The organism is Streptomyces sp. NPDC058052, from assembly GCF_042885515.1.
In the GTDB taxonomy this organism is placed as follows: Bacteria; Actinomycetota; Actinomycetes; order Streptomycetales; family Streptomycetaceae; genus Streptomyces.
This window is the reverse complement of the sequence record NZ_JBHVRX010000016.1, coordinates 1-19,624: the sequence shown is the minus strand read 5'-3', so window position 1 is coordinate 19,624 and position 19,624 is coordinate 1. Positions and strand designations below refer to the sequence as shown.

At 74.4% G+C, this 19,624-nt stretch carries 19 protein-coding genes; 7 read left to right on the top strand and 12 right to left on the bottom strand.

All coding sequences use genetic code 11. The annotated features are described in order from the left end of the window. Window positions 1-84: 84 nt before the first annotated feature. The 5 genes from ACFVU3_RS22050 to ACFVU3_RS22030 form a co-directional block, all read right to left on the bottom strand. Window positions 85-960, bottom strand: coding sequence for a YhjD/YihY/BrkB family envelope integrity protein (locus tag ACFVU3_RS22050; protein ID WP_390068533.1), 876 nt, complete (start codon window positions 958-960; stop codon window positions 85-87). A 173-nt stretch (window positions 961-1,133) separates the two neighbouring features. Next, window positions 1,134-1,943, bottom strand: a complete 810-nt coding sequence (locus ACFVU3_RS22045; RefSeq protein ID WP_390068531.1) for a DUF4239 domain-containing protein — start codon at window positions 1,941-1,943, stop codon at window positions 1,134-1,136. Between the two features lie 213 nt (window positions 1,944-2,156). Beyond that, window positions 2,157-3,029 carry an alpha/beta hydrolase gene (locus ACFVU3_RS22040; RefSeq protein WP_390068529.1) on the bottom strand — a complete coding sequence of 291 codons (873 nt, stop codon included), beginning with the start codon at window positions 3,027-3,029 and terminating at the stop codon, window positions 2,157-2,159. Between the two features lie 452 nt (window positions 3,030-3,481). Continuing rightward, complete coding sequence (locus ACFVU3_RS22035; protein WP_390068527.1) at window positions 3,482-4,426, bottom strand: M56 family metallopeptidase; 945 nt, start codon at window positions 4,424-4,426, stop codon at window positions 3,482-3,484. A gap of 4 nt (window positions 4,427-4,430) precedes the next feature. Beyond that, the gene (locus ACFVU3_RS22030) at window positions 4,431-4,871 is read right to left on the bottom strand and encodes a BlaI/MecI/CopY family transcriptional regulator (protein ID WP_390068525.1); all 441 of its coding nucleotides are present in this window, start codon (window positions 4,869-4,871) and stop codon (window positions 4,431-4,433) included. 157 nt (window positions 4,872-5,028) lie between these two features. On the opposite strand from ACFVU3_RS22030, the gene ACFVU3_RS22025 reads away from it, so the two are divergent. Continuing rightward, window positions 5,029-5,229, top strand: coding sequence for a twin-arginine translocase TatA/TatE family subunit (locus tag ACFVU3_RS22025; RefSeq protein ID WP_390068788.1), 201 nt, complete (start codon window positions 5,029-5,031; stop codon window positions 5,227-5,229). Window positions 5,230-5,293: 64 nt separating this feature from the next. Here the strand turns inward: ACFVU3_RS22025 and ACFVU3_RS22020 are convergent, their stop codons facing one another. From ACFVU3_RS22020 to ACFVU3_RS22010, 3 genes are all read right to left on the bottom strand, one after another. Next, window positions 5,294-6,628: a DUF1254 domain-containing protein gene (locus ACFVU3_RS22020; RefSeq protein ID WP_390068523.1), complete on the bottom strand. Its 1,335-nt coding sequence runs from the start codon at window positions 6,626-6,628 to the stop codon at window positions 5,294-5,296. Window positions 6,629-6,766: 138 nt separating this feature from the next. Beyond that, the gene (locus ACFVU3_RS22015) at window positions 6,767-7,366 is read right to left on the bottom strand and encodes a TetR/AcrR family transcriptional regulator (protein WP_390068521.1); all 600 of its coding nucleotides are present in this window, start codon (window positions 7,364-7,366) and stop codon (window positions 6,767-6,769) included. Between the two features lie 184 nt (window positions 7,367-7,550). After that, the gene (locus ACFVU3_RS22010; protein ID WP_390068519.1) at window positions 7,551-8,792 is read right to left on the bottom strand and encodes an alanine racemase; all 1,242 of its coding nucleotides are present in this window, start codon (window positions 8,790-8,792) and stop codon (window positions 7,551-7,553) included. 350 nt (window positions 8,793-9,142) lie between these two features. Here ACFVU3_RS22010 and ACFVU3_RS22005 point away from each other — a divergent pair, with 350 nt between their 5' ends. From ACFVU3_RS22005 to ACFVU3_RS21990, 4 genes are all read left to right on the top strand, one after another. Beyond that, window positions 9,143-10,474 (top strand): D-arabinono-1,4-lactone oxidase, encoded by a 1,332-nt coding sequence (locus tag ACFVU3_RS22005; RefSeq protein ID WP_390068517.1) that lies wholly within the window; start codon window positions 9,143-9,145, stop codon window positions 10,472-10,474. Between the two features lie 55 nt (window positions 10,475-10,529). Continuing rightward, window positions 10,530-11,621, top strand: coding sequence for a magnesium/cobalt transporter CorA (corA, locus tag ACFVU3_RS22000; RefSeq protein ID WP_390068515.1), 1,092 nt, complete (start codon window positions 10,530-10,532; stop codon window positions 11,619-11,621). 204 nt (window positions 11,622-11,825) lie between these two features. After that, window positions 11,826-13,781 carry an amino acid transporter gene (locus ACFVU3_RS21995; RefSeq protein ID WP_390068513.1) on the top strand — a complete coding sequence of 652 codons (1,956 nt, stop codon included), beginning with the start codon at window positions 11,826-11,828 and terminating at the stop codon, window positions 13,779-13,781. A gap of 74 nt (window positions 13,782-13,855) precedes the next feature. Beyond that, a complete protein-coding gene (locus ACFVU3_RS21990) occupies window positions 13,856-15,073 on the top strand; it encodes a sensor histidine kinase (protein WP_390068511.1) in 1,218 nt (405 codons plus the stop codon). Here ACFVU3_RS21990 and ACFVU3_RS21985 read toward each other — a convergent pair whose 3' ends face one another. From ACFVU3_RS21985 to ACFVU3_RS21970, 4 genes are all read right to left on the bottom strand, one after another. Next, window positions 15,074-15,679 (bottom strand): TetR family transcriptional regulator, encoded by a 606-nt coding sequence (locus ACFVU3_RS21985; RefSeq protein ID WP_390068510.1) that lies wholly within the window; start codon window positions 15,677-15,679, stop codon window positions 15,074-15,076. It abuts the gene before it with no gap. Between the two features lie 66 nt (window positions 15,680-15,745). Next, a complete protein-coding gene (locus tag ACFVU3_RS21980; protein ID WP_390068508.1) occupies window positions 15,746-16,510 on the bottom strand; it encodes an SDR family oxidoreductase in 765 nt (254 codons plus the stop codon). Between the two features lie 54 nt (window positions 16,511-16,564). Further along, a complete protein-coding gene (locus tag ACFVU3_RS21975) occupies window positions 16,565-17,542 on the bottom strand; it encodes an NAD-dependent epimerase/dehydratase family protein (RefSeq protein ID WP_390068506.1) in 978 nt (325 codons plus the stop codon). A gap of 39 nt (window positions 17,543-17,581) precedes the next feature. After that, window positions 17,582-18,532, bottom strand: a complete 951-nt coding sequence (locus tag ACFVU3_RS21970; protein WP_390068504.1) for a ScbA/BarX family gamma-butyrolactone biosynthesis protein — start codon at window positions 18,530-18,532, stop codon at window positions 17,582-17,584. Between the two features lie 127 nt (window positions 18,533-18,659). Between ACFVU3_RS21970 and ACFVU3_RS21965 the strand changes: the two genes are divergently transcribed. Beyond that, window positions 18,660-19,340, top strand: coding sequence for a ScbR family autoregulator-binding transcription factor (locus ACFVU3_RS21965; RefSeq protein ID WP_390068502.1), 681 nt, complete (start codon window positions 18,660-18,662; stop codon window positions 19,338-19,340). Between the two features lie 177 nt (window positions 19,341-19,517). Continuing rightward, a partial coding sequence (locus tag ACFVU3_RS21960) for an acyl-CoA dehydrogenase family protein (protein WP_242483871.1) occupies window positions 19,518-19,624 on the top strand: 107 nt, incomplete at its 3' end.

The window sequence follows — 19,624 nt, the reverse complement described above, 5'->3', positions numbered from 1 at the left end:
ACTCGTGAAGCCCGTGGTTGGGCCGGACAGGTCGCGGGCTCACCCGTCGGGTGCGGTCGGATCCGCCATCGGCGCGCGGCACCGTCAGGCGCCGTCGGGCCCGTCGCCGGGAGGCGCGCCCGCCGGGCGGATCCGGTCGGTGCCGAGGACACGGCGGAGGGTCGGTTCGCGGGCGAGGACGGCGCCGATGGTGAAGGCGAAGGTCAGCGACGCGCAGACGACGATGAGCCAGGACAGCAGGGTGAGGACGAGGCCGAGGGCGCCGTACTCGGCGAGGGCCCGGTTGAGCGCCCCGGGCATGTAGAAGCGGGCGGTGATCCCGAGGACCGTGGAGGTGGTGGCCCCCAGGAGGGCGCCGGGCAGCAGCGGCAGCCAGGGGACGCGCTTGGCGAGCAGGAGGTGCTGGGTCCACAGCCAGACGCCGGTGGCGACGAGGAAGAAGAGCGGGACGCCGAGCCAGCCGCCGGCTCCGAAGCCGCCGCGGATCGGCGCCTGGAGGAGGACGACGACGACCAGGACGAGCAGCCAGACCGCCCACCGCCAGGCGGCGATCCGGGTGCCGGCCTTGGTCAGGCCCCAGGCGCGTTCGCAGACGCGGGCCATGGCGCGGCTGAAGCTGGTGGCGGAGACGAGGGCGAGGAGGGCGCCGACGGCGCCGGTGGTCTCCCGCACCCCGTCGGCGGTGGTCCGGTCGAAGACCTGCTGGAGCTCCTCGTCGGAGGGGCCGGTGAGGCCGAACATCACGCGCAGGGACTCCCGCAGCTGGTCGCGCACCGGGGCGGGGGCGAAGGCGGCGAGGGCGAAGAGCAGCGGGACGGCGGCGAGGAACGCCTGGGCGGCGAGACGGGTGCCGGCGTCGAGGAGGTTGCCGCCGACGAGCCGTTCGGTCACCTCGGTCAGCACCGGGAAGCGCCGCTCGGCGCCGGCGCGGAGGTCCCGCAGCCGCTGCGACCACCCCATCGCGCCTCCCGCCCCGCCTCGCCGGTCGCTCCCGCCGCGGGCGGCCGGGCCCGCCGTCCGCGCGGACGTTCTCCGCCATGAGACGGCACGGACGGGGTTCCGGCCACCCGGCGCCGCCCGAACGGGGCCGGACCCGTCCGGAACGCCCCGCCCGGCCCACCGGACGGACGTCCCTAGGTCCTGGACGGCCCCTCGGGGGCCCAGTAGCGGGCGAGCGCGCCTTCCTTGTACGGGGCGGGGCTGACGCTCAGTTCGCCGGCGAAGGGGCGGTCGAGGACGAGGACGAGCAGCAGGCTGAAGCCGATCAGGGCGGCGACGGAGGCGACGAAGAGCACCTGGATCCGCAGGCGCCGCATCCCGTACAGGAAGGTCAGCGGGACGAGGACGAGCGCGCCGCCGAAGGCGAGGATCTGGAGCAGCGGCGGGAGTTCCTGCTCGGCCATGGTGATCCGGGCGCGTCGCTGCGCGGCCACGTCGTTGAGGTGGGAGACGGCCTCCTCGTAGAAGACCTCCTCGCGCGGGGTCCGGGGGTCGTACGCCTGGAGCACGTCGAAGGCCGCGACGAGACTGCGTTCGGTGGCGCCGTACTGCGGCCGGCCCTCGCGCATCAAAGGCCACTGGTGTTCGACGACGGCGTGGACGTAGTCGCTCAGGGCGGCGTCGAGGCCGTCGCGGACGGCCGGCGGGAAGGCGGCGGCGTCCCGGGCGATGAGGGCGACGTCGGTGGCCTCGGCGGCGACGATCGTCTGGGTGCTCTCCAGCTGGGTCCAGAGGGTGACGATGACGAAGGCGAGGATGATCCCGTAGATCGCGCCGAACATCCCCAGGGTGACGCCGACCATGTCGTTGTGCTCCCCCTCGGCGAGCGAGGGATGGCGGCGGCGGAGCAGCACGCTGCCGGCGACGGCGAACGCGACGGTGCCGCCGACGAGGACGACGGCGAGGGTGAAGGAGCTGAGGTGGTTGAGCAGCCAGAGCGACATGAGCGCGGAGTCTAGGGAGCGGGCGCGCACGCTCCGGACCACGGCCGAGGCGTACGCCCCCGGCGCATGACGAGAGTGCACACCAACGAGTGACGCGGTCCGAGGCCCCGGCGGTCACCGGAGGAGTGCCCCGGTGGCCACCGGAGTGTCCGGCGGCCACCGGGGCGTGACCCTCGGGTCAGGTCACATCGGGTCGGGTCACATCGGGTCGGGTCACGTCAGGCGGACGAGGAGGTCGGCGAAGAGCTCGGGCCGGCTCACGTACCCGACGTGCGAGGTGGGCAGGGTGTGCACGTCGAAGGGGTGGTCGGGGGTGAGTTCGTCCGCCTTGCGGATCATGTAGTCCTGGACGGCCGGGGTGAGGCCGCGGTCGGCCGAGAGACGGACGTAGGTGTGGGGCACCCGGCGCCACGCCTCGGGCCGGACCAGCGCGGCCGGTTCCATGACGCCGTGGTTCTCGTCGGCGTCCAGCGAGTCGAGGAAGTGGCGGAAGAGGTGGTCGGGCGCGTCGGCCATGATGGCCTCCTTCAGCGCCGCGAAGGTCTCCGGATCGGTGTGGCCGCGCCGCCAGTCGAGGCGGACGACACCGGGGTCGCGGCCGGGCGCGTCGTACGGGACGGCGATCCGGGCCACGGCCGCGTCGAGCAGGTTCTCGTCGACGACGTCCCACGGCTCGGTGAGCATGGCGGGGTCGGCGAGGCAGAGCGCCGACAGGTAGACGACCCGGTCGACGAGGTCGGGGACGGCGTTGACGACGGCGGTGAGGGTGAGGCCGCCGAGGCTGTTGCCGGCGAGGACGACCGGGCCGTGCTCGGCGAGCCGCCGCAGCACGCCGACGACGTGCCGGACGTTGTCGGCGAGGGTGACCCCGTGCATCGGGGACGCCTCGTGGGTCAGGGCCGTACGGTCCTGGTCCGGCCGGTGGTAGGCGGCGGGGCCGGTGGCCGCGTCGCCGTGACCCGGCAGGTCGACGGCGTACGAGCGGTGGCCGCGCAGGGCCAGGGCGTTCTGGAGCGGAATCCAGGCGCGGGCGTTGCTGGCACCGCCGTGCACGAACACGAACGTGGGGCGCTGGTCTGAGCGCATGGGTGAAGATCCTCGTCATCCTGAGGCGAAACGATGGACGCGTGGACCTCGGGACCGGCGGGCGCGACGGCGCGCGGAAGCGCGGACGCGAAAGGGCACGGACGCGCCGGCGCACGGTGGCGCGGGCACGGAGGGACGCGCGCCTGCGGGGCGCGTCGGCGTGCGGGTGGGGCCGGAACCGCGGTCAGCGCGCGGAACGGAGCCGGATCGCCCGGAAGTTCTGGATGACGGAGCACATGCGTGTGACCCTAACAGCCCTCCCCCGGCGCTTCGTACTCCTTTTCGGGCCGATCTTCGGACCGCGTTCCGGACCGCGTTCCTGACCGCGTTCCTGACCGCGTTCCTGACCGATCTTCGGACCGCGTTCCGGAGCGCTCTCGGGGCCGCCCGGGGGGCCGGGGGATCCGGGGGATCCCCGGGAGGGGGCTCGGATCCCGGGGCCGGCGGGGGTCCTACAGCAGGGTCGCCGCCTTGAGGACCGCGTAGAGCGTCACCGCCGAGTTCGCCGAGGCGAAGGCCGAGGCGACGGCGCCCACCACCGCGCCCCACAGGGCGAGCCCGACGGCGGTGAAGACCGGCGGCCAGGCGCGCGCGGCCGGGGGCGGGGGTGCGAGGAGGGCGGCCACCCGGCGCGGGACCGGCCCGGCGACGGCGAAGGCCGGCAGGAGGGCGGGACCCGTGCCGCCGGAGGCCAGCGCCGCCCGCCCGATGGCCCGCGCGACCACGCGCCGGCTGCCGACCCGTACCGCCGCGTCCTCGTCCGCCCAGCGCTCGGCCGAGTACGTGACGGCGGTGCGCAGCGGCCTCAGGAACGGGTTGGCGGCCGCGGCCAGTCGCGCCACGAGCAGCAGCCGGTCGTGCCGGCCCGTCAGATGCGCCCGCTCGTGGGCGAAGAGGGCCCGCCGCTCGGCGGAACCCAGCCGGGCGAGCATGCCGCGGCTCACCACCACCCTGCCGCGGGAGCGTCCCGCCGCGGCCGGGAGGGCGTACGCGTACGGGACCGGGTCCGGCAGCACCGCGACCGGGCGGTCCGGCAGCCCGGCGAGCGCGCGGGCGGCCCGCCGGCGGACGCCCCGGTGGCGCAGCAGCACCCGGCCGCAGACGGCGGCCACCACGAGGAGCGCGGGGATCGCCGCCCGGCCCGCGAACTCGTCGTACGGCAGGGCGGCCCGCACCTCCGGGTCCGACCAGGCGTCCGGGAGCGGGTTGCCGGGCAGCTGGGCGGTGCCGACGACCATGAGGAGGGCGAGGCAGAGCGTGCTGCACACGGCGAGCAGCGCGGCGACGGCGGTGAGCAGCCGGGTGGCGGTGCGGGGGTGCAGATGGTGCTCGGCAAGGCGGGCGACGGGCCACGCGGTCAGCGGCAGCACGAGCGGGAGGAAGACGAGGACGCCCACGGTGTCAGCCCTCCCCCGTCCGGTGGTCCTCCGCCCCGTCCTCCGCCCCGGCGTCCTCCGCCTCGGCGCGGGCCAGGAGTTCCCGCAGGAGCTGTTCGTCGGAGGCGGGGAGGGTGGTGACGAAGCGGGTGAGGACGGCCTCGCGGTCGCCCTCGCCGTCGAGCAGCCGGCGCATGCGGAGGGCGGCGAGCCCGGCCTCGTCGGCGACGGCGGTCCACTCGAAGGACCGGCCGACGCGCTCGCGGGCGACGGCCCCCTTGGCGTGCAGGCGCGTGAGGATGGTGATGACGGTGGTGTACGCGAGTCCGCCGCCGAGCCGTTCCCGCACCCGGCCGGCGGTCACCGGTCCCCCGGCGGCGCGCACCGCGGCGAGGACCTGGACCTCCAGCTCGCCCTGGCCGCGCCGGCGCACACCCGGTTCCGCGCCCTCGTCCCGCTTCTTCATCCGTCGTCCCCCTCGTCGTTCCCGGCCGCTCGCCCGGGCCACCCGGGTGCCGTTCATCGTTCGGGGGGTGACCCTACCCGGTCCTTCTACGTCCCTGTAGATTGACGCGGGTCCGACCAGCGCCCCGTCCCCCGCCAGGAGAGTCCCCGTGTTCGGTATGAGCGAGATCGCGATCCTGCTGGTCGTCGTCGCCCTGGTGGTCGGCGCGCGGAAGCTGCCGGAGCTGGCGCGCAACGCCGGCAAGGCGAGCCGCATCCTCAAGGCCGAGGCGCGCGAGATGAAGGCGGACGGCACGCCGCGGGAGCCCGCGGCCACCTACACCGTCAAGGAGACCCGGACCGCCGCCGAGGACCGCTGACCTCCCGCGCGGAGCGTCGCCGAGGACCGGCGGCCCCTCCCGCGCGGAGCCGCCGGCGGGGCCGTCAGGCGTCCGTCCCGTCGTGGAGGGTGAGCGGCGGCAGGCTCCAGCGGCCGTCCAGGACCGAGGGATCGGGGCCGTAGAGGCGGACCACCACGACGAAGGGCCCCGCCGGGGCGGGCAACCAGTTGGCCGCGTGCTTGGGGTCGGCCGGCCGCCGGTGCGCGAGGTACAGGGTGAGTCCCCCGTCGTCGTCGTGGACGAGTCCGGGCGTGCGGTCGCCGATCGCGTACCGGTCGATCTCGTTCTCGGTGAAGAACCGTTCGGGCAGCCCGTAGAGCGAGGCCGACCAGAAGAACCGGGCGGGCGGGAGCCGCCCGGGGGCGAAGCGGAGCGTGTACGCGTGCCGGGACCCGTCCGGCGGGCCGTCGGCGGCCGGGTCGCGCTGCGGGATGCCGTACCACGCCTCGGCCTCGGGCAGCCCGTAGAGACCGTCGTGGGCACCCGTCGCACGGCGCAGCGGCTCGGCGCCGACCGCGTCGCGGGTGCCGAAGAGGTGGTCGGAGCGGGTCAGGGCGGCGGCCGCCGCGGTGAGCTCGGCCCGCCCGTCGGCGATGCCCGCCCGGAGGGCCGCGCGGAGCTCCGGGGAGAGCGCCGCGGGCTCGAACTCGCCGCCGCCGTCGACGCCGAGGGCGGCGAGCCGGGCCCGCAGGTCACGGTCCGCGTCGAGGACGGGGAAGAAGCCGAGGAGGAAGTCGAGGACGGCGAAGAACTCGACGGTGTCGGTGTCCCCCTCGCGCCGGACCGGCCAGACCGGCTCCTCCGCCGGATGCGGGGCGGCGCTGTCGGTGTACTCCGAGAGCGGGCGGAGGCGGTACCCCTCCTGCACGGCGCGCAGGGCGGGGACGTCTTCGGGTCCGGCGAGGTAGGTGCGGCCGACGATGCCGACGAGGTGGGTGGCGGTGCGCACGACGGAGGCGACACCGTCGGGGACGGGGCCCGTCCAGCCGGGTCCGGCGATGAGGTGGTCGCCCGCCCGGGGGCCGGTGGCGCGCGCGCCGACGAAGCCCGCGTAGACCGTGTCGAGGTCGTGCACCGGCAGCACGTAGTAGCGGTCGGTCGCGGGGACCGAGAGCACCCAGGGCTCGGCCCGGAGATCGAGCCAGGCCAGGGAGTAGGGGGTGTCGTTGTTGGGCGTGACGACGTCGGTGTCGGCCGGAGTGGCGGGCTCCGAGAAGTGACGGAAGCGGCCGAACCCGCCGACGGCGCGGGGGTCGGCCGGGTCGACGACCTGGGCGGAGAGGGTGCGGTGGTTCTCCAGGAGGGGGTACCCCCAGATCCACGCCTCGGCGGCGGTCCGCCGCGCCTCCTCCGCCGTCGGCACCGCGCGCTCCGCCATGTCCGCCTCCTTGACCGACGCATTTCCGCCCAAACTGCCACGCTCGGGAACGAGACGCATCCGGAGTCAGGGGCCCGGGCAAGTCCGGCAGGGTGCGGCAGGGCCCGGGCAAGTCCGGCAGGGTCCGGACGACAGGACCTAGGGGCGGGGCACGGCGACCGAGGCGAGGTAGCGGGCGTACTCGTCGAGGGCGGCGAGCGCCTGGATGTCGTCGCGGTCGATCAGCCAGGTGAGGGTGAGGCCGTCGAGGACCCCGAGACCATGGCGGGCGAGGACCGCGAGGTCCACGGTCCAGACGAGGCCGGCCGCCCGGGCCATCGACTCCAGGTGGGCGCGGTTCACGTCGAGGTAGTGCCGGTACTGACGCCGGGCCAGGTCGGCGAGCCCGGGCCTGCGGAGCGCGTACTGGGTGACCTCGTACGTGACGAGGTGCTCGTCCGGGCGGGCCCGGATCTGCTCCCAGTAGGCGTGGAGGATCGCGCGGACCTTCTCGAAGGGGGTGGCGCCCTCGGGGTGGGTGAGGTCGGCCGGCGGGAGGTTCCGCTCCATGATCCGCTCGATGACGGTCTGGAGCAGCTCCTCCTTCGAGCGGAAGCAGTAGTGGAAGGCGCCGAGCGGCGCTCCCGCCTCGGTGACCACGGCCCGGGTCGTGGTCTTCGCGACGCCGTCCCGGATCATGACCCGGATCGCCGCCTCGGCCAGCTGCTCACGGCGCTCGCCGGCGGAGAGTCGGGGCATGGGACGGCCTCCTCGGAGCGGGGCGGGCGGGGCGGGCGGGGCGGGACTGTCGGCGCCGGCCCGGGTGGGCCTGGACGGTAGAGGGCCGGAGAGCAGGGACCCGGCCGTCGGGACCCGGCCGCCGGGGCGGCGGGCCGGGTCAACGTACCGCAGCGGGCGTGGGCACGCCCTCCCCCCGGGAGGGTCACAGGAAGGCCATGCCCTCGCCGCGGTAGGTCGGGACCTCGTCCACCACCCGGTCGTGGTCGACGAGGTGGAGGGTGTCGACGCGTTCGCAGAGCTCGCCCGCCTTGGCGTGCCGGAACCAGACCCGGTCGCCGAACCGGAGGGTGTCGGCGGCGGGCCCGGCGAGCGGCGTCTGCACCTCGCCCGCGCCTTCGGAGCCGAGCATCCGCAGCCCCGACGGGTGGACGGGGACGGGCAGGCGGTCCGGGCCGGGGGCGCCGGAGGCGGTCCAGCCGCCGCCGAGGACGGTGACGTGACCGGGGGCGGGCCGGCGGACCACCGCGAGCGCGAAGAAGGCGGCGGGCAGCGGGCTGAAGCCGCGGTAGTGGTCGAAGAGGGCGGGGGCGTAGAGGCCGGAGCCGGCGCCGAGTTCGGTGACGGCGGGCTCGGCGGAGGTGGTCTCCAGGCTGCCGGTGCCGCCGCCGTTGACGAACTCCAGGGGCGCCACCTCGCGGACGGCGCGCACGGCGGCGGCGCGGCGGGCGCGCAGTTCGCGGGCGGAGAGCCGCTGGACCGCGCGGACGGCGGTGCGCATCGGACGGGCCTGGGTCGGCTGGTCGTCGCCGACGCCGGCGATCTGCCCCTCGTACGCCATCACGCCGACCAGCCGCAGCCGCGGGCGGGCCACGACGGCGCGGGCCAGCGCCGCCGCCTGCGCGGGGGCGTGCAGCGGCGAGCGGCGCATGCCGAGGTGGACCCGGCCGCCGAGCAGGCGGAGGGAGGCGTCGAGGTCGAGGCAGACGCGGACCGGCGGGCCGGAGAGGCCGATCGCCGCGGTGAGGAGGTCGAGCTGCTCGACGGAGTCGATCATCACGGTGATCCGGGCGGCGGCGTCCTCGTCGCCGGCGAGACGGCGGAGCGCGTCGGTGTCGGCGGTCGGGTAGCCGACGAGGACGTCCGCCCCGGGGTCGTGGGCGGCGAGCCAGAGCGCCTCGGGGAGGGTGAAGGCGAGGACGCCGGAGTACCCGGGGCGGGCCAGGACGTCGTCGATGAGGGCGCGGCAGCGGAGCGACTTGCTGGCGAGGCGGATCGGCTTGCCGCCGGCCCGGCGGGCCATCTGCGCGGCGTTGGCGCGCAGGGCGCCGAGGTCCACGACGGCGAAGGGCGGCTGGAGTCCGGCGGTCGCCTTCTCCAGGTCGGCGAAGCCGGCGGGGCGCGGGGCGGACGCGGCGGCTGCGGCGTCGGGGCGGGCGCTTGCCATGATGGGCGGCCTTTCGTGGACCTCGGCGGGACGTGAACCTCGGCGGGACGTGGACCTCGGCGGAACGTGAACCTCGGCGGAACGTGGACCGGTGCGGGCCCTGGACCTGCGCGAGCCGTGGACCGGTGCGGAGCGCGTGCGGGGCCTGGACCGGTGAGGGGCGCGCGCGGGCCCGCACCCTCGACGTTCGCGACGCCGTCACGGTCTCTTGGTCGTACGTCCAAGTCAAGACTTCAGGACCCTTGACTTGGACGGTTGACCAAGTCCACCCTTCCGGACAGCGAGAACCGGCGGTAACCCGCCACGGAACGACCGATCCGACCACCTCCGGCCCGAAGGGAACGCCCGGCATGAGCGGCAGCGAGAACGGCAGCGTGTGGCGCAACTGGGCCGGCAACGAGGAGGCCCGCCCCCGGCGCGTGCTGCGCCCGGCACGCACCGAGGACGTCGCCGCCGCCGTGAAGGACGCGGTACGGGACGGGCTGCGGGTCAAGGCGGTCGGCTCCGGGCACTCGTTCAGCGGCGTCGCCGTCGCCCCCGACGTCCAGCTCCGCCTCGACCTGCTCGACGCCGTGGACGCGGTGGACCCGCGGACCGGGCTCGTCACCGTCGGCGCGGGCATGCCGCTGTGGAAGCTGAACCCGCTGCTCGCCTCGCACGGCCTCGCCCTGGAGAACATGGGCGACATCGACCGGCAGACGATCTCGGGCGCCATCTCCACCGGCACCCACGGCTCCGGCATCCGCTTCGGCGGCATCGCCACCCAGGTGCGGGCGCTCGAACTCGTCCTGGCCGACGGGTCGGTGACGGTCTGTTCGCCGGACGCGCGGCCCGAGCTCTTCGCCGCGGCCCGGGTCGGCCTCGGGGCGCTCGGCATCATCACCAAGGTCACCCTCCAGACCGTCCCGCTCTACGCCCTGCACGCCCGGGACACCTCGATGCCGGTCGCCGAGACGCTCGGCCGCGTCGACGAACTCGTGGCGGAGAACGACCACTTCGAGTTCTTCTGGTTCCCGCACAGCGAGACCACGCTCACCCGCCGCTTCCGCCGGCTGCCCGGCGACGCGCCCCTCTCCCCCATCGGCGCCTTCTCCCGGCGGCTCGACGAGGCCGTCAGCGGCCCCGGCTTCGAGGCCCTGAACCGGCTCGGCACCCGCGTGCCGCGCCTGGTCCCGCCGATCACCCGCTTCGCCGCCCGCGCGATGTCGTCCCGGACCTGGACCGACCACGCGTACAAGATCTTCGCCTCGGTGCGCGACGTCCGCTTCCACGAGGGCGAGTTCGCGATCCCGCGCGAGCACGCCGCCGAGGCGCTGCGGGAGCTCCGGGCGTGGGTCGACGCCCAGGGCGAGCCGGTGTCGTTCCCGCTGGAGGTCCGCTTCACGGCCGCCGACGACATCTGGCTCTCCACCGCGCAGGGCCGGGAGAGCTGCTACATCGCCTTCCACCAGTACCACCGCATGCCGTACCGCCGGTACTTCGACGCCTGCGCGCGGATCCTCGGCTCCTACGGCGGCCGGCCGCACTGGGGCAAGATGCACGACCTCGACGCGGCCGAGCTGCGCCCCCGCTACGAGCGCTTCGACGACTTCGTGGCCCTGCGGGACCGCCTCGACCCGTCCGGCGTCCTCTCCAACCCGTACCTCGACCGCGTCCTCGGCGCACCTCCGGCGGCGGGCTGATCCCGCGCCCCGCACGGTGGCACACTGGCTCCCGGTCTGCCGAAGGAGTACCGCCGTGTCCGTCATCCAGCGTCTGCGCACCGCCGTCCGCCGGACCTACCGGCGGACGGTGGACCTGAGCCATCCGGCCCGCTCGCCGCTCGGCAGCGCGGTCGTCAACTGCGTGGTGTACGTCGACGGGGTGCGGCGGACGGTCCGGGGCGCGAGCGCCGAGGACGCGCTGCGGTACGTGCGCCGGGGCGGGGACGGATTCGTGTGGATCGGCCTGCACGAGCCGGCGGAGAAGGAACTCACGGTCCTGGCCGAGCTCTTCGGGCTGCACCCGCTGGCCGTGGAGGACGCGGTCCACGCCCACCAGCGGCCCAAGGTCGAGGAGTACGACGGCGTGCTGTTCGCCGTCCTGAAGACGGTCCGGTACGTCGAGCACGAGGAGCTGACCGCCACCAGCGAGGTGGTGGACACCGGCGAGCTGATGGCCTTCGTCGGTCCCGACTTCGTGATCACCATCCGGCACGGCGGGCACGGTTCCCTCGGACCGCTGCGCGAGGCGCTGGAGGCGATGCCGGAGCAGCTGGCCAAGGGGCCGTCGGCGGTGCTGCACGCGATGGCGGACCACGTGGTGGACGACTACCTGGCCGTCGCGGACGCGGTGCAGACCGACCTCGACGCGATCGAGAACGCGGTCTTCTCCGACCAGGCGGACCGCCGGGACGCCGGGCGGATCTACCAGCTCAAGCGGGAGCTGCTCGAACTGCGCCGGGCGGTCGCCCCGCTCGCCCGCCCCCTGACGGCGCTCGCCACGCGGCCCATGCCGCTGGTGGACCCGGAGATCCGGGCGTACTTCCGGGACGTCACGGACCACCTGGCCCGGGTGACCGAGCAGGTCGCCTCGTACGACACCCTGCTCGACTCGGTGCTCCAGGCGCACCTCGCCCAGGTCACGGTCGCCCAGAACGAGGACATGCGGAAGATCACCGCCTGGGCGGCGATCGTCGCCGTCCCGACCATGGTCTGCGGGGTGTACGGCATGAACTTCGACCACATGCCGGAGCTGCGCTGGACCTACGGCTACCCGGTGGTCCTCGGGGTGATCGCGCTGTCCTGCTTCGTCATCCACCGGGGCTTCCGGCGCAACGGCTGGCTGTGACCGGGACCGCCCGGACCGTGCCGGCCCGGGCCGGGGAGCACGGCCCGGGGGACGCGGTGTGACAGAGACGACGCCCGCCCGGGGGATCTTGACGGATCCCTGACGCGCTGGCGCGGATCCGTGCTCCTCCCGCTGCTTAGGCTGACCCGTCCCGCCCGTCCGGCGGGCCGGAACCCACCCCTCACCGTCAGCCCGGGAGCACCCATGTCCACCTCGAACGACACGCGCACGGGCACGCTGCGCGCGTGGATGCTGGAGGGCCTGTCCGACATGGGCAAGGGCAAACCCTCCCGGCCCGCCGAGTCCGCGCCGGACGCCGGGCACAAGGGCCAGCCGTGGTACCGGGTGATGTGCCTGACCGGTGTCGACTACTTCTCCACCCTCGGCTATCAGCCCGGCATCGCCGCCCTCGCGGCCGGACTGCTCTCCCCCGTCGCCACCGTCGTCCTGGTGCTCGTCACCCTCGCGGGCGCGCTGCCGGTCTACCGGCGGGTCGCGGAGGAGAGCCCGCACGGCGAGGGCTCGATCGCGATGCTGTCGCGGCTGCTCTCCTTCTGGAAGGGCAAGCTCTTCGTCCTCACCCTGCTGGGCTTCGCCGCGACCGACTTCCTCATCACCATCACGCTGTCGGCGGCCGACGCCTCCACCCACCTGGTGGAGAACCCGCACCTGGAGTCGGCGCTCCACGACAAGCAGGTGATCATCACGATGATCCTGATCGCGCTGCTCGGCGCGGTCTTCCTCAAGGGCTTCCTGGAGGCGATCGGCGTCGCCGTCGCCCTCGTCGCGATCTATCTGGGGCTCAACGCGGTCGTCGTCGTCACCGGCCTGTGGCAGGTGATCACCGAGGGGCACGTGGTCACCGACTGGTCCGCCGCGCTGACCCAGGAGCACGGCGACGTCTTCGCGATGATCGGCGTCGCCCTCCTGGTCTTCCCCAAGCTCGCCCTCGGCCTCTCCGGCTTCGAGACGGGCGTGGCCGTGATGCCGCACGTCAAGGGCGACCCCGGTGACACCGAGGCGCGGCCCGCCGGCCGGATCCGGGACACCAAGAAGCTGCTGACCACCGCCGCGCTGATCATGAGCGTCTTCCTGATCTGCACCAGCTTCATCACCACCGTCCTCATCCCGCACGAGGAGTTCGAGTCCGGCGGCAAGGCGAACGGCCGCGCGCTGGCCTACCTCGCCCACGAGTACCTGGGCAACGCCTTCGGCACCGTCTACGACGTCTCGACGATCGCCATCCTCTGGTTCGCGGGCGCCTCCGCCATGGCCGGCCTGCTCAACCTGATGCCGCGCTACCTTCCCAAGTACGGCATGGCCCCCCACTGGGCGCGGGCCGTGCGCCCGATGGTGCTGGTCTTCACCCTGGTCGCCTTCCTCGTCACCTGGATCTTCGACGCCGACGTGGACGCCCAGGGCGGCGCGTACGCGACCGGTGTCCTCGTGCTGATCTGCTCGGCCTCCATCGCCGTGACCATCGCGGCACGCAAGGCCCGGCAGCGCGGCTGGACGATCGGCTTCGGCGTCATCTCCGCGGTCTTCCTCTACACCACCGTCCTCAACGTCATCGAGCGCCCGGACGGCGTGAAGATCGGCGCCTGCTTCATCGCCGGCATCATCCTCATCTCCTTCCTCTCCCGGCTCGGCCGCGCCTTCGAGCTGCGCGTCACCCACGTCGAGCTGGACCCGACGGCGGAGCTGTTCGTCCGGGACATCGCGCACCGCACGCCCCGGTTCATCGCCAACGAGCCGGACCGGCGGGACCGGGCCGAGTACCGCGACAAGATCGAGCAGATCCGCGCCGACAACGAACTCCCGACCACCGACGACTTCGTCTTCGTCGAGGTGACCATCACCGACCCGTCCGAGTTCGAGGCCGGGCTGACCGTCCGCGGCGAGGTCCTGCACGACCGCTACCGGGTCCTCACCGTCGAGTCGTCCTCCGTCCCGAACGCCCTGGCGGCGCTCCTGCTGCACGCCCGCGACATGACCGGCACCCGCCCCCACATCTACTTCGAGTGGACCGAGGGCAACCCCTTCGCCAACTTCCTCCGCTTCTTCCTCCTCGGCGAGGGCGAGATCGCCCCGGTCACCCGCGAGGTGCTGCGCGAGGCGGAGCCGGACCGCGCCCGGCGCCCGCACGTCCACGTCGGCTAGGAAACCGCCGCTTCCGCCGGTATGAGAGGTTTGCTCCGTTCATCCGGTCGGCGAGCGGAGAGGTGCGGCACGGCATGGCGCGGTGGGACGGGGCAAGGACGGCGGCGGACCCGGAGCGGGGTCCCCGGGCGGCGGACGACGAGGCCCGCTGGTTCCGGGTCCTGCTCCACGTGGGCTTCTTCCTGCTGCTCGGCTCCTCGCTGACCCGCTTCCTGATGCGCCACACCGGCGACGGGATCGCGCCCTGGGTGGTCACGCTCGCCGCCGTCCTCGCCGTGCTGTACCTCGCCGAGCCCGCGCTCGGCGGCGACCGGACCCGCCGGCACCTCTGGCTCGGCGCCTGCTCGGCGGCCTGGATCGCGCTCGTCTTCCTGGCCCCGAGCTTCGCCTGGTGCTCGATCCCCCTCTTCCATCTCGGGCTGCGCACGCTGCGCCCGCCCGCCGCGGCCGCCTTCATCGGGCTGCTCACGGTGGTCTCGGTCACCGCGCAGCTGCGGCTCGCCGGCCGCTTCGAGTTCGACATCCTGCTCGCCCCGCCCGCCATCGCCGCGATCTGCGTCGCCGTCTTCGTCCGCATGGACCAGCAGACCGAGCGCCAGCGCGAGCTGATCGCGGACCTGGTGCGCACCCGGCGCGAGCTCGCCGCGACCGAACGCCGCGAGGGCACCCTCGCCGAGCGGCAGCGGCTCTCCATGGAGATCCACGACACCCTCGCCCAGGGCCTGTCGAGCCAGCGGATGCTGCTCCAGGCCGCCGACCGCACCTGGCGGACGGACCCCGAGACGGCCCACCGGCACGTGCGCGCCGCTGGCACGATCGCCGAGCACAACCTCACGGAGGCGCGCCGCTTCGTCCACGACCTCGCCCCGGCCGACCTCGCCGGGGGCGGCGGCCTGGACGAGGCGCTGCGCACCCTGGCCCGCCGGGAGTCCACCGCCGGGCTGGCCGTCCGCTGCCACGTCGAGGGCGTCCCGGCCCGCCGGCTGCCCGACCGGGTCCAGTCGGCGCTGCTGCGGATCGCGCAGGGCGCGCTGGCGAACGTGCGGGAGCACGCGGACGCCCGTACCGCCGCGGTCACCCTCACCTACCTCGACGACCAGGTGGTCCTCGACGTCGCCGACGACGGCCGGGGCTTCGACCCGGCGGAGGTCCGGCCGGACGGCGGGGTGCGGGGCCACGGGCTGCCGGCCATCCGCACCCGGGCCCGTCAGCTCGGCGGCACGCTCACCGTGGAGTCCGCGCCCGGCGAGGGCACGGTGCTGTCCGCCGCCGTCCCGCTGACGGCGGTCTGATCAGGTGGCGGGGCGGCCGCCCGGATGGGCGACCCGGGCCGTGATGCGGGCGATCCGCCGCGCCGACGCCTCGGGGGTGGCCACCGGCTGGACGATGTGGCTGACGGTGAGCCGGACGATGGTCTCGACGGCGAGCCCCCGCGAGTCCTCGTCCACGTCGGGCCACGCCTCGATCGCGTACGCGTCGAGCAGCGCCATCGCCGTGCCGAAGACGGGGTCGGTGCGGGTGGTCAGATAGGCGAGCAGGTCGGCGTCGGCGCCGCCCCGCGCGGCGAGCAGCACGCTCTTGATCAGCGGATTGTCGACGGCCTGCTGGAGCGTGTACCCGACCCCCGCCTCCGCGGCCCGCTCCAGGTCCCCCCGGTGCGCGTCCAGCTCCCCCTGGATCCCGATGAGGAACCGTTCCAGCTCGCGCTGGACGAGCGCCCCGCCGATCGCCTCCTTCGACCCGAACTCGTTGTAGAGGGTCTGGCGGCTGATCCCGGCGGACCGCGCGATGGCGGTCATGCGCAGCATGCCCCACCCCTCGGCCGCGACGAGGTCGTAGGCGGCGTCGAGCACCTGCTCGCGCAGCAGGGAGCGGACGCTCTCACGGAAACGTGTCATCGTGCCCCCACCTTAGGCCGTCCCTTCCGGATCCCGCCGGGCCCGCGGCCCGGCCGCTCCCCGGCCTCACAGACCCGCCCCGCCGCCGGCCTCCAGGTACTGGCCGGTGACCCAGCGGGCGTCGTCGGAGACGAGGAAGGCGACGACGTCCGCGATGTCCCCGGGGGTGCCGATCCGGCCGAGGACCGCGTGCGCGGCGAGCGCGGCGGCGGCCTCGGGGGTGGTGCGGAGGCGGGCGTTCATGTCGGTGGCGACGAATCCGGGGGCGACCGTGTTGACGGTGATCCCGCGCGGGCCGAGCTCCTTGGCGAGGGCCAGGGTCATGGTGTCGACGGCCCCCTTGGTCATGGCGTACGTGACGGACTCGGGATAGGCGTTGCGGGAGGTCAGGGAGGAGATGTTGACGATCCGCCCGCCGTCGCGGAACCGTTCGAGGCCCCGCTGGACGAGGAAGAGCGGCGCCTTCACGTTGACGGCGAAGAGCCGGTCGAAGACCTCCGGGGTGAGCTGGTGGAGCCGGCCGGAGCCGCTGGCGCCCGCGTTGTTGACCAGGATGTCGACCTCCCGCCCCGCGCCGGCCTCCGCGAGGCCCCGGTCGAGGGCGGCGTAGAAGGTGTCGACGGCGTCCGGGCGGTCCAGCGCGGCGCCGAAGGCGAAGGCCCGGCCGCCGTCCCGCTCCACGGCCTCGACGGTCGCGGCGGCGGCGGCCGCGTCGCTGCCGTAGTGGACGGCGACGAGGGCGCCGTCGCGGCCCAGCCGCTCGGCGATCCCCCGTCCGATGCCCCGGCTCGCGCCGGTGACGATCGCGGTCCTGCCTGCCAGTCCGGCCATGGGGGTACGTCCTGCCTCGTGCTGCGGGTGGGGGTGGTGCGGAGCGGGTACGGCTCAGCCGCGGGCGGCGAGCAGCTCCCGGTACCAGGGGAGGTGGCGCGGGAACGCGGCGGTGAAGGCGGGGCCGGGGCCGCGGCCGAAGTCCGTCCAGGGGCGCTCGTCGGCGAACCAGTGGTCGACGCCGAACAGCTCCAGGTGGTGGGCGGCGAGCGGGTTCCCGGCGAGCAGCGCGCGGGCCTCGGCGAGCTCCACCGCGGGGCCCCGGGCGGCCCGTACCGGCTCCGGCAGCAGGGGCTCGACGGCGGCGAGGAGCTCGGCGTCGGAGACCGGGTCCGGGTGGGAGACGACGTACGCGCCCGGCCTGGTCGCCGGGGAGAGCGCGGCGCCCAGCAGGGCGCCGGCCAGGCTCTCCGCCTCGATCATCGAGTGGAGCGAGCCGGTGCCGCCGAGCGGTCCCGGCAGGGCGGCGAGCAGCGTGAGGAGCCCGGGGACGACCTGCCGGTCCCCCGTCCCGTACACCAGGTGCGGGCGCAGCACGCTGCCGCCTGCGTCCAGGACGTACCGCTCCCCGGCGGCCCGGGTGCGGCTGGTCGCCGATCCCGGTGCGAGCGGGAGGAGGTCGGGGTCGGCGGCGCGGAAGGGGCCGCGGCCGTGCACGGAGGCGGTGCTGAGGGCGACGATCCGGGCGGCGCCGGCCCGCCGCGCGGCGTCCACGAGGTCCCGGGTGCCGTGCTCGTTGACGGCGCGCAGCAGCTCCTCGTCGCCGCCGATCGCGGAGGCGCAGTGGACGACGGCGTCGATCCCGTCGCAGGCCCGGCGCAGCGCCCCGCGGTCGCGGAGGTCCCCGCGGACGGTCTCGACGACGGGCCCGGCAGCCCGGCCGGCGGGCTCCGCCCCGGTGGACGCGGCGGCCGCGTCGGGGCTCCGGACGAGCAGCCGCACGTGGTCGAGGTCCGGGTGCGCGGCGGCCGCGGCGGCGACCCGGCCGCCGATGAAACCGGTGGCGCCGGTGACGAGGATGCGGGTTCCCATGGGTTCTTCCGGTCGGTGCGGGTGGGGCCGGTGGAGCGGTCAGCCGGCGACGCGGAGGGCGGGGGCGAAGCCGGCCGCCGCCGCGACGCGCCGCGGTGAGGTGAGCGTGCAGTCGAGGACCGCTTCGCCGCCCTGGTGGGCGAGGATCTGGACGGTGACGGCGTCCCGGTCGAGGCCGGTCAGGACCTCGGCCTCGATCCAGCAGGGCTCGTCCAGCTCGGCGTAGCGGTGGAAGCGGGCGTCGATGCCGACGGGCAGCAGTCCGTCGTCGCCCGTGGCGGCCACGGCGGCCTGGCGGGCGGCTTCGAGGAGCAGCATCCCGGGGACGTGGTCGTTGGCGCGGCGGAAGAGGGTGGTGTGGGTGGTGTCCACCCGCAGCCGCCAGCGGCCCGGGGCGTCGCCGGGGGCGAGCACGACGTCCTGCTCGCGGTCGCGGCCGACGGCGTGCGGGGGCAGGGCGGGCAGCAGCGGGACCGGCGCGCCGAGGGCGGCGAGGCGGGCGCCCCGCATCCTGCGGTAGGCGGGGGCGGAGGTGCAGTTGATGCCGCCGCCGCCCGAGGCGAGCCGGCGGCCGTTCCGGCTGAGGACGAGGGAGGTGCGCATCTCGCGCAGGCCGCGTCCCCGGGTGCGTATGTCGGTGCAGAGGAGGTCGACGGTGATCTCCGCCGGTCTCTCGTCGCGGGTCAATTCCTCGGCGACGGCGTCGTAGGAGAGGTCCCACATGACGAACTGATCGGTCTCGGGTACCCCGAATTCCGCGTGACATACCAGCATGGTCGCCTGACGCATGGTCTCCGCGACGAGAAGCGGGTCGTGCCGGTCACCCGTCCGCGGTACGAAGAAGGGGTGGGCGGCAGGCCAGCGAGCCGTCACGGAGAATCTGTTCTCTGCGCTGCGGGTCCAGCCGGTGGGCAGGATGTCGGCGGGATCGGCACGGTGAACGAACTCTGCGGGGACCGGAGTTGACAGTCCTTGAAGGTTCCGATCCATGACTCCCCTTGCATTGCCCGTCGAGGTCCGCCGAGTTAGGTCGCGCGTAGAATACGTACAGTACGGTTTTCTTTTCAATGCTTCACGTCACAGGGTGAGCACGGACAGCGAGACAGCAGGAGGCACCTTGGCGCAGCAAGCGCGTGCGATCAGGACCCGGCGGATCATTCTCGATTCGGCGGCGGCGGTCTTCGCGGAGCGCGGTTACGAGCGGGCGACGATCGGGGAGATCCTGGCGCGCGCCGGGGTGACCAAGGGGGCTTTGTATTTCCACTTTGCTTCGAAGGAAGAACTCGCCCTCGGGGTCCTGAACGCCCAGCTGCTCGACGAGCCCCTGACGCCGCAGGACGTGAAGCTCCAGGAGCTGGTGGACCAGGGCTTCCTCCTGGCCCACCGGCTGCAGACCGATCCCCTGGTCCAGGCGAGCGTGGCGCTCGCCCTCGACAGCGGCGCCACGGGCGTGGACCGCGCGGCGCCGTTCCAGGCGTGGGTGGACCAGGTCGCGGAGGCGCTCACCGCCGCCAAGGCGCGGGGCGAGATCCTGCCCCACGTCGACGTGGTGGACACCGCGGAGCTGTTCTCCGGGGCCTTCGCCGGCATCCAGACCATGTCCCAGGTGGTTTGCGGTCGTGACGATCTGACGCACCGCGTCGTCGTCCTCCTCCAGCACGTCCTGCCGAGCATCAGCACCCCCGCGGTGCTGACCGGCCTGGACATGTCCCAGGACCGCGCGAAGCGGCTGGCGGCCGAGTACGACGAGACCCGCAGGCGGCACGAGGAGGCCGATGCGGCGGATGCGGAGAGTTAACGGAAACCAACCGCACGGTCTCCTTGGGCGCCCCGACGGCTGTACGCCGTCGGGGCGCTCTGGCGTCATGGCACTGAGTGTGTTTTGCTGAGGGTACTCAGTGCCATACGCGGTGCCGTAGCCGATTCCGGGTGCCACAAGCCAGGTGCCACAAGCATTTCCAGGGAGCTCAAGACCATGGGCAAGGACTTCGACCTGTACCGGACCTCCGAGGAGCACGAGATGCTCCGGGAGTCGGTGCGTGCGCTGGCGGAGGCGAAGATCGCCCCGTTCGCGGCGGCGGT

Excerpts from the sequence above, each read along its gene's own strand:
- ACFVU3_RS21990 (WP_390068511.1), top strand. The coding sequence starts at position 13,856 with ATGGCGCGGTGGGACGGGGCAAGGACGGCGGCGGACCCGGAGCGGGGT.
- ACFVU3_RS22005 (WP_390068517.1), top strand. The coding sequence starts at position 9,143 with ATGAGCGGCAGCGAGAACGGCAGCGTGTGGCGCAACTGGGCCGGCAAC.
- ACFVU3_RS21970 (WP_390068504.1), bottom strand. The coding sequence starts at position 18,532 with ATGGATCGGAACCTTCAAGGACTGTCAACTCCGGTCCCCGCAGAGTTC.
- ACFVU3_RS22045 (WP_390068531.1), bottom strand. The coding sequence starts at position 1,943 with ATGTCGCTCTGGCTGCTCAACCACCTCAGCTCCTTCACCCTCGCCGTC.
- ACFVU3_RS21985 (WP_390068510.1), bottom strand. The coding sequence starts at position 15,679 with ATGACACGTTTCCGTGAGAGCGTCCGCTCCCTGCTGCGCGAGCAGGTG.
- ACFVU3_RS22030 (WP_390068525.1), bottom strand. The coding sequence starts at position 4,871 with ATGAAGAAGCGGGACGAGGGCGCGGAACCGGGTGTGCGCCGGCGCGGC.
- ACFVU3_RS22015 (WP_390068521.1), bottom strand. The coding sequence starts at position 7,366 with ATGCCCCGACTCTCCGCCGGCGAGCGCCGTGAGCAGCTGGCCGAGGCG.
- ACFVU3_RS22050 (WP_390068533.1), bottom strand. The coding sequence starts at position 960 with ATGGGGTGGTCGCAGCGGCTGCGGGACCTCCGCGCCGGCGCCGAGCGG.
- ACFVU3_RS22020 (WP_390068523.1), bottom strand. The coding sequence starts at position 6,628 with ATGGCGGAGCGCGCGGTGCCGACGGCGGAGGAGGCGCGGCGGACCGCC.
- ACFVU3_RS22025 (WP_390068788.1), top strand. The coding sequence starts at position 5,029 with ATGAGCGAGATCGCGATCCTGCTGGTCGTCGTCGCCCTGGTGGTCGGC.
- ACFVU3_RS21980 (WP_390068508.1), bottom strand. The coding sequence starts at position 16,510 with ATGGCCGGACTGGCAGGCAGGACCGCGATCGTCACCGGCGCGAGCCGG.
- ACFVU3_RS22040 (WP_390068529.1), bottom strand. The coding sequence starts at position 3,029 with ATGCGCTCAGACCAGCGCCCCACGTTCGTGTTCGTGCACGGCGGTGCC.
- ACFVU3_RS21995 (WP_390068513.1), top strand. The coding sequence starts at position 11,826 with ATGTCCACCTCGAACGACACGCGCACGGGCACGCTGCGCGCGTGGATG.
- ACFVU3_RS21975 (WP_390068506.1), bottom strand. The coding sequence starts at position 17,542 with ATGGGAACCCGCATCCTCGTCACCGGCGCCACCGGTTTCATCGGCGGC.
- ACFVU3_RS22010 (WP_390068519.1), bottom strand. The coding sequence starts at position 8,792 with ATGGCAAGCGCCCGCCCCGACGCCGCAGCCGCCGCGTCCGCCCCGCGC.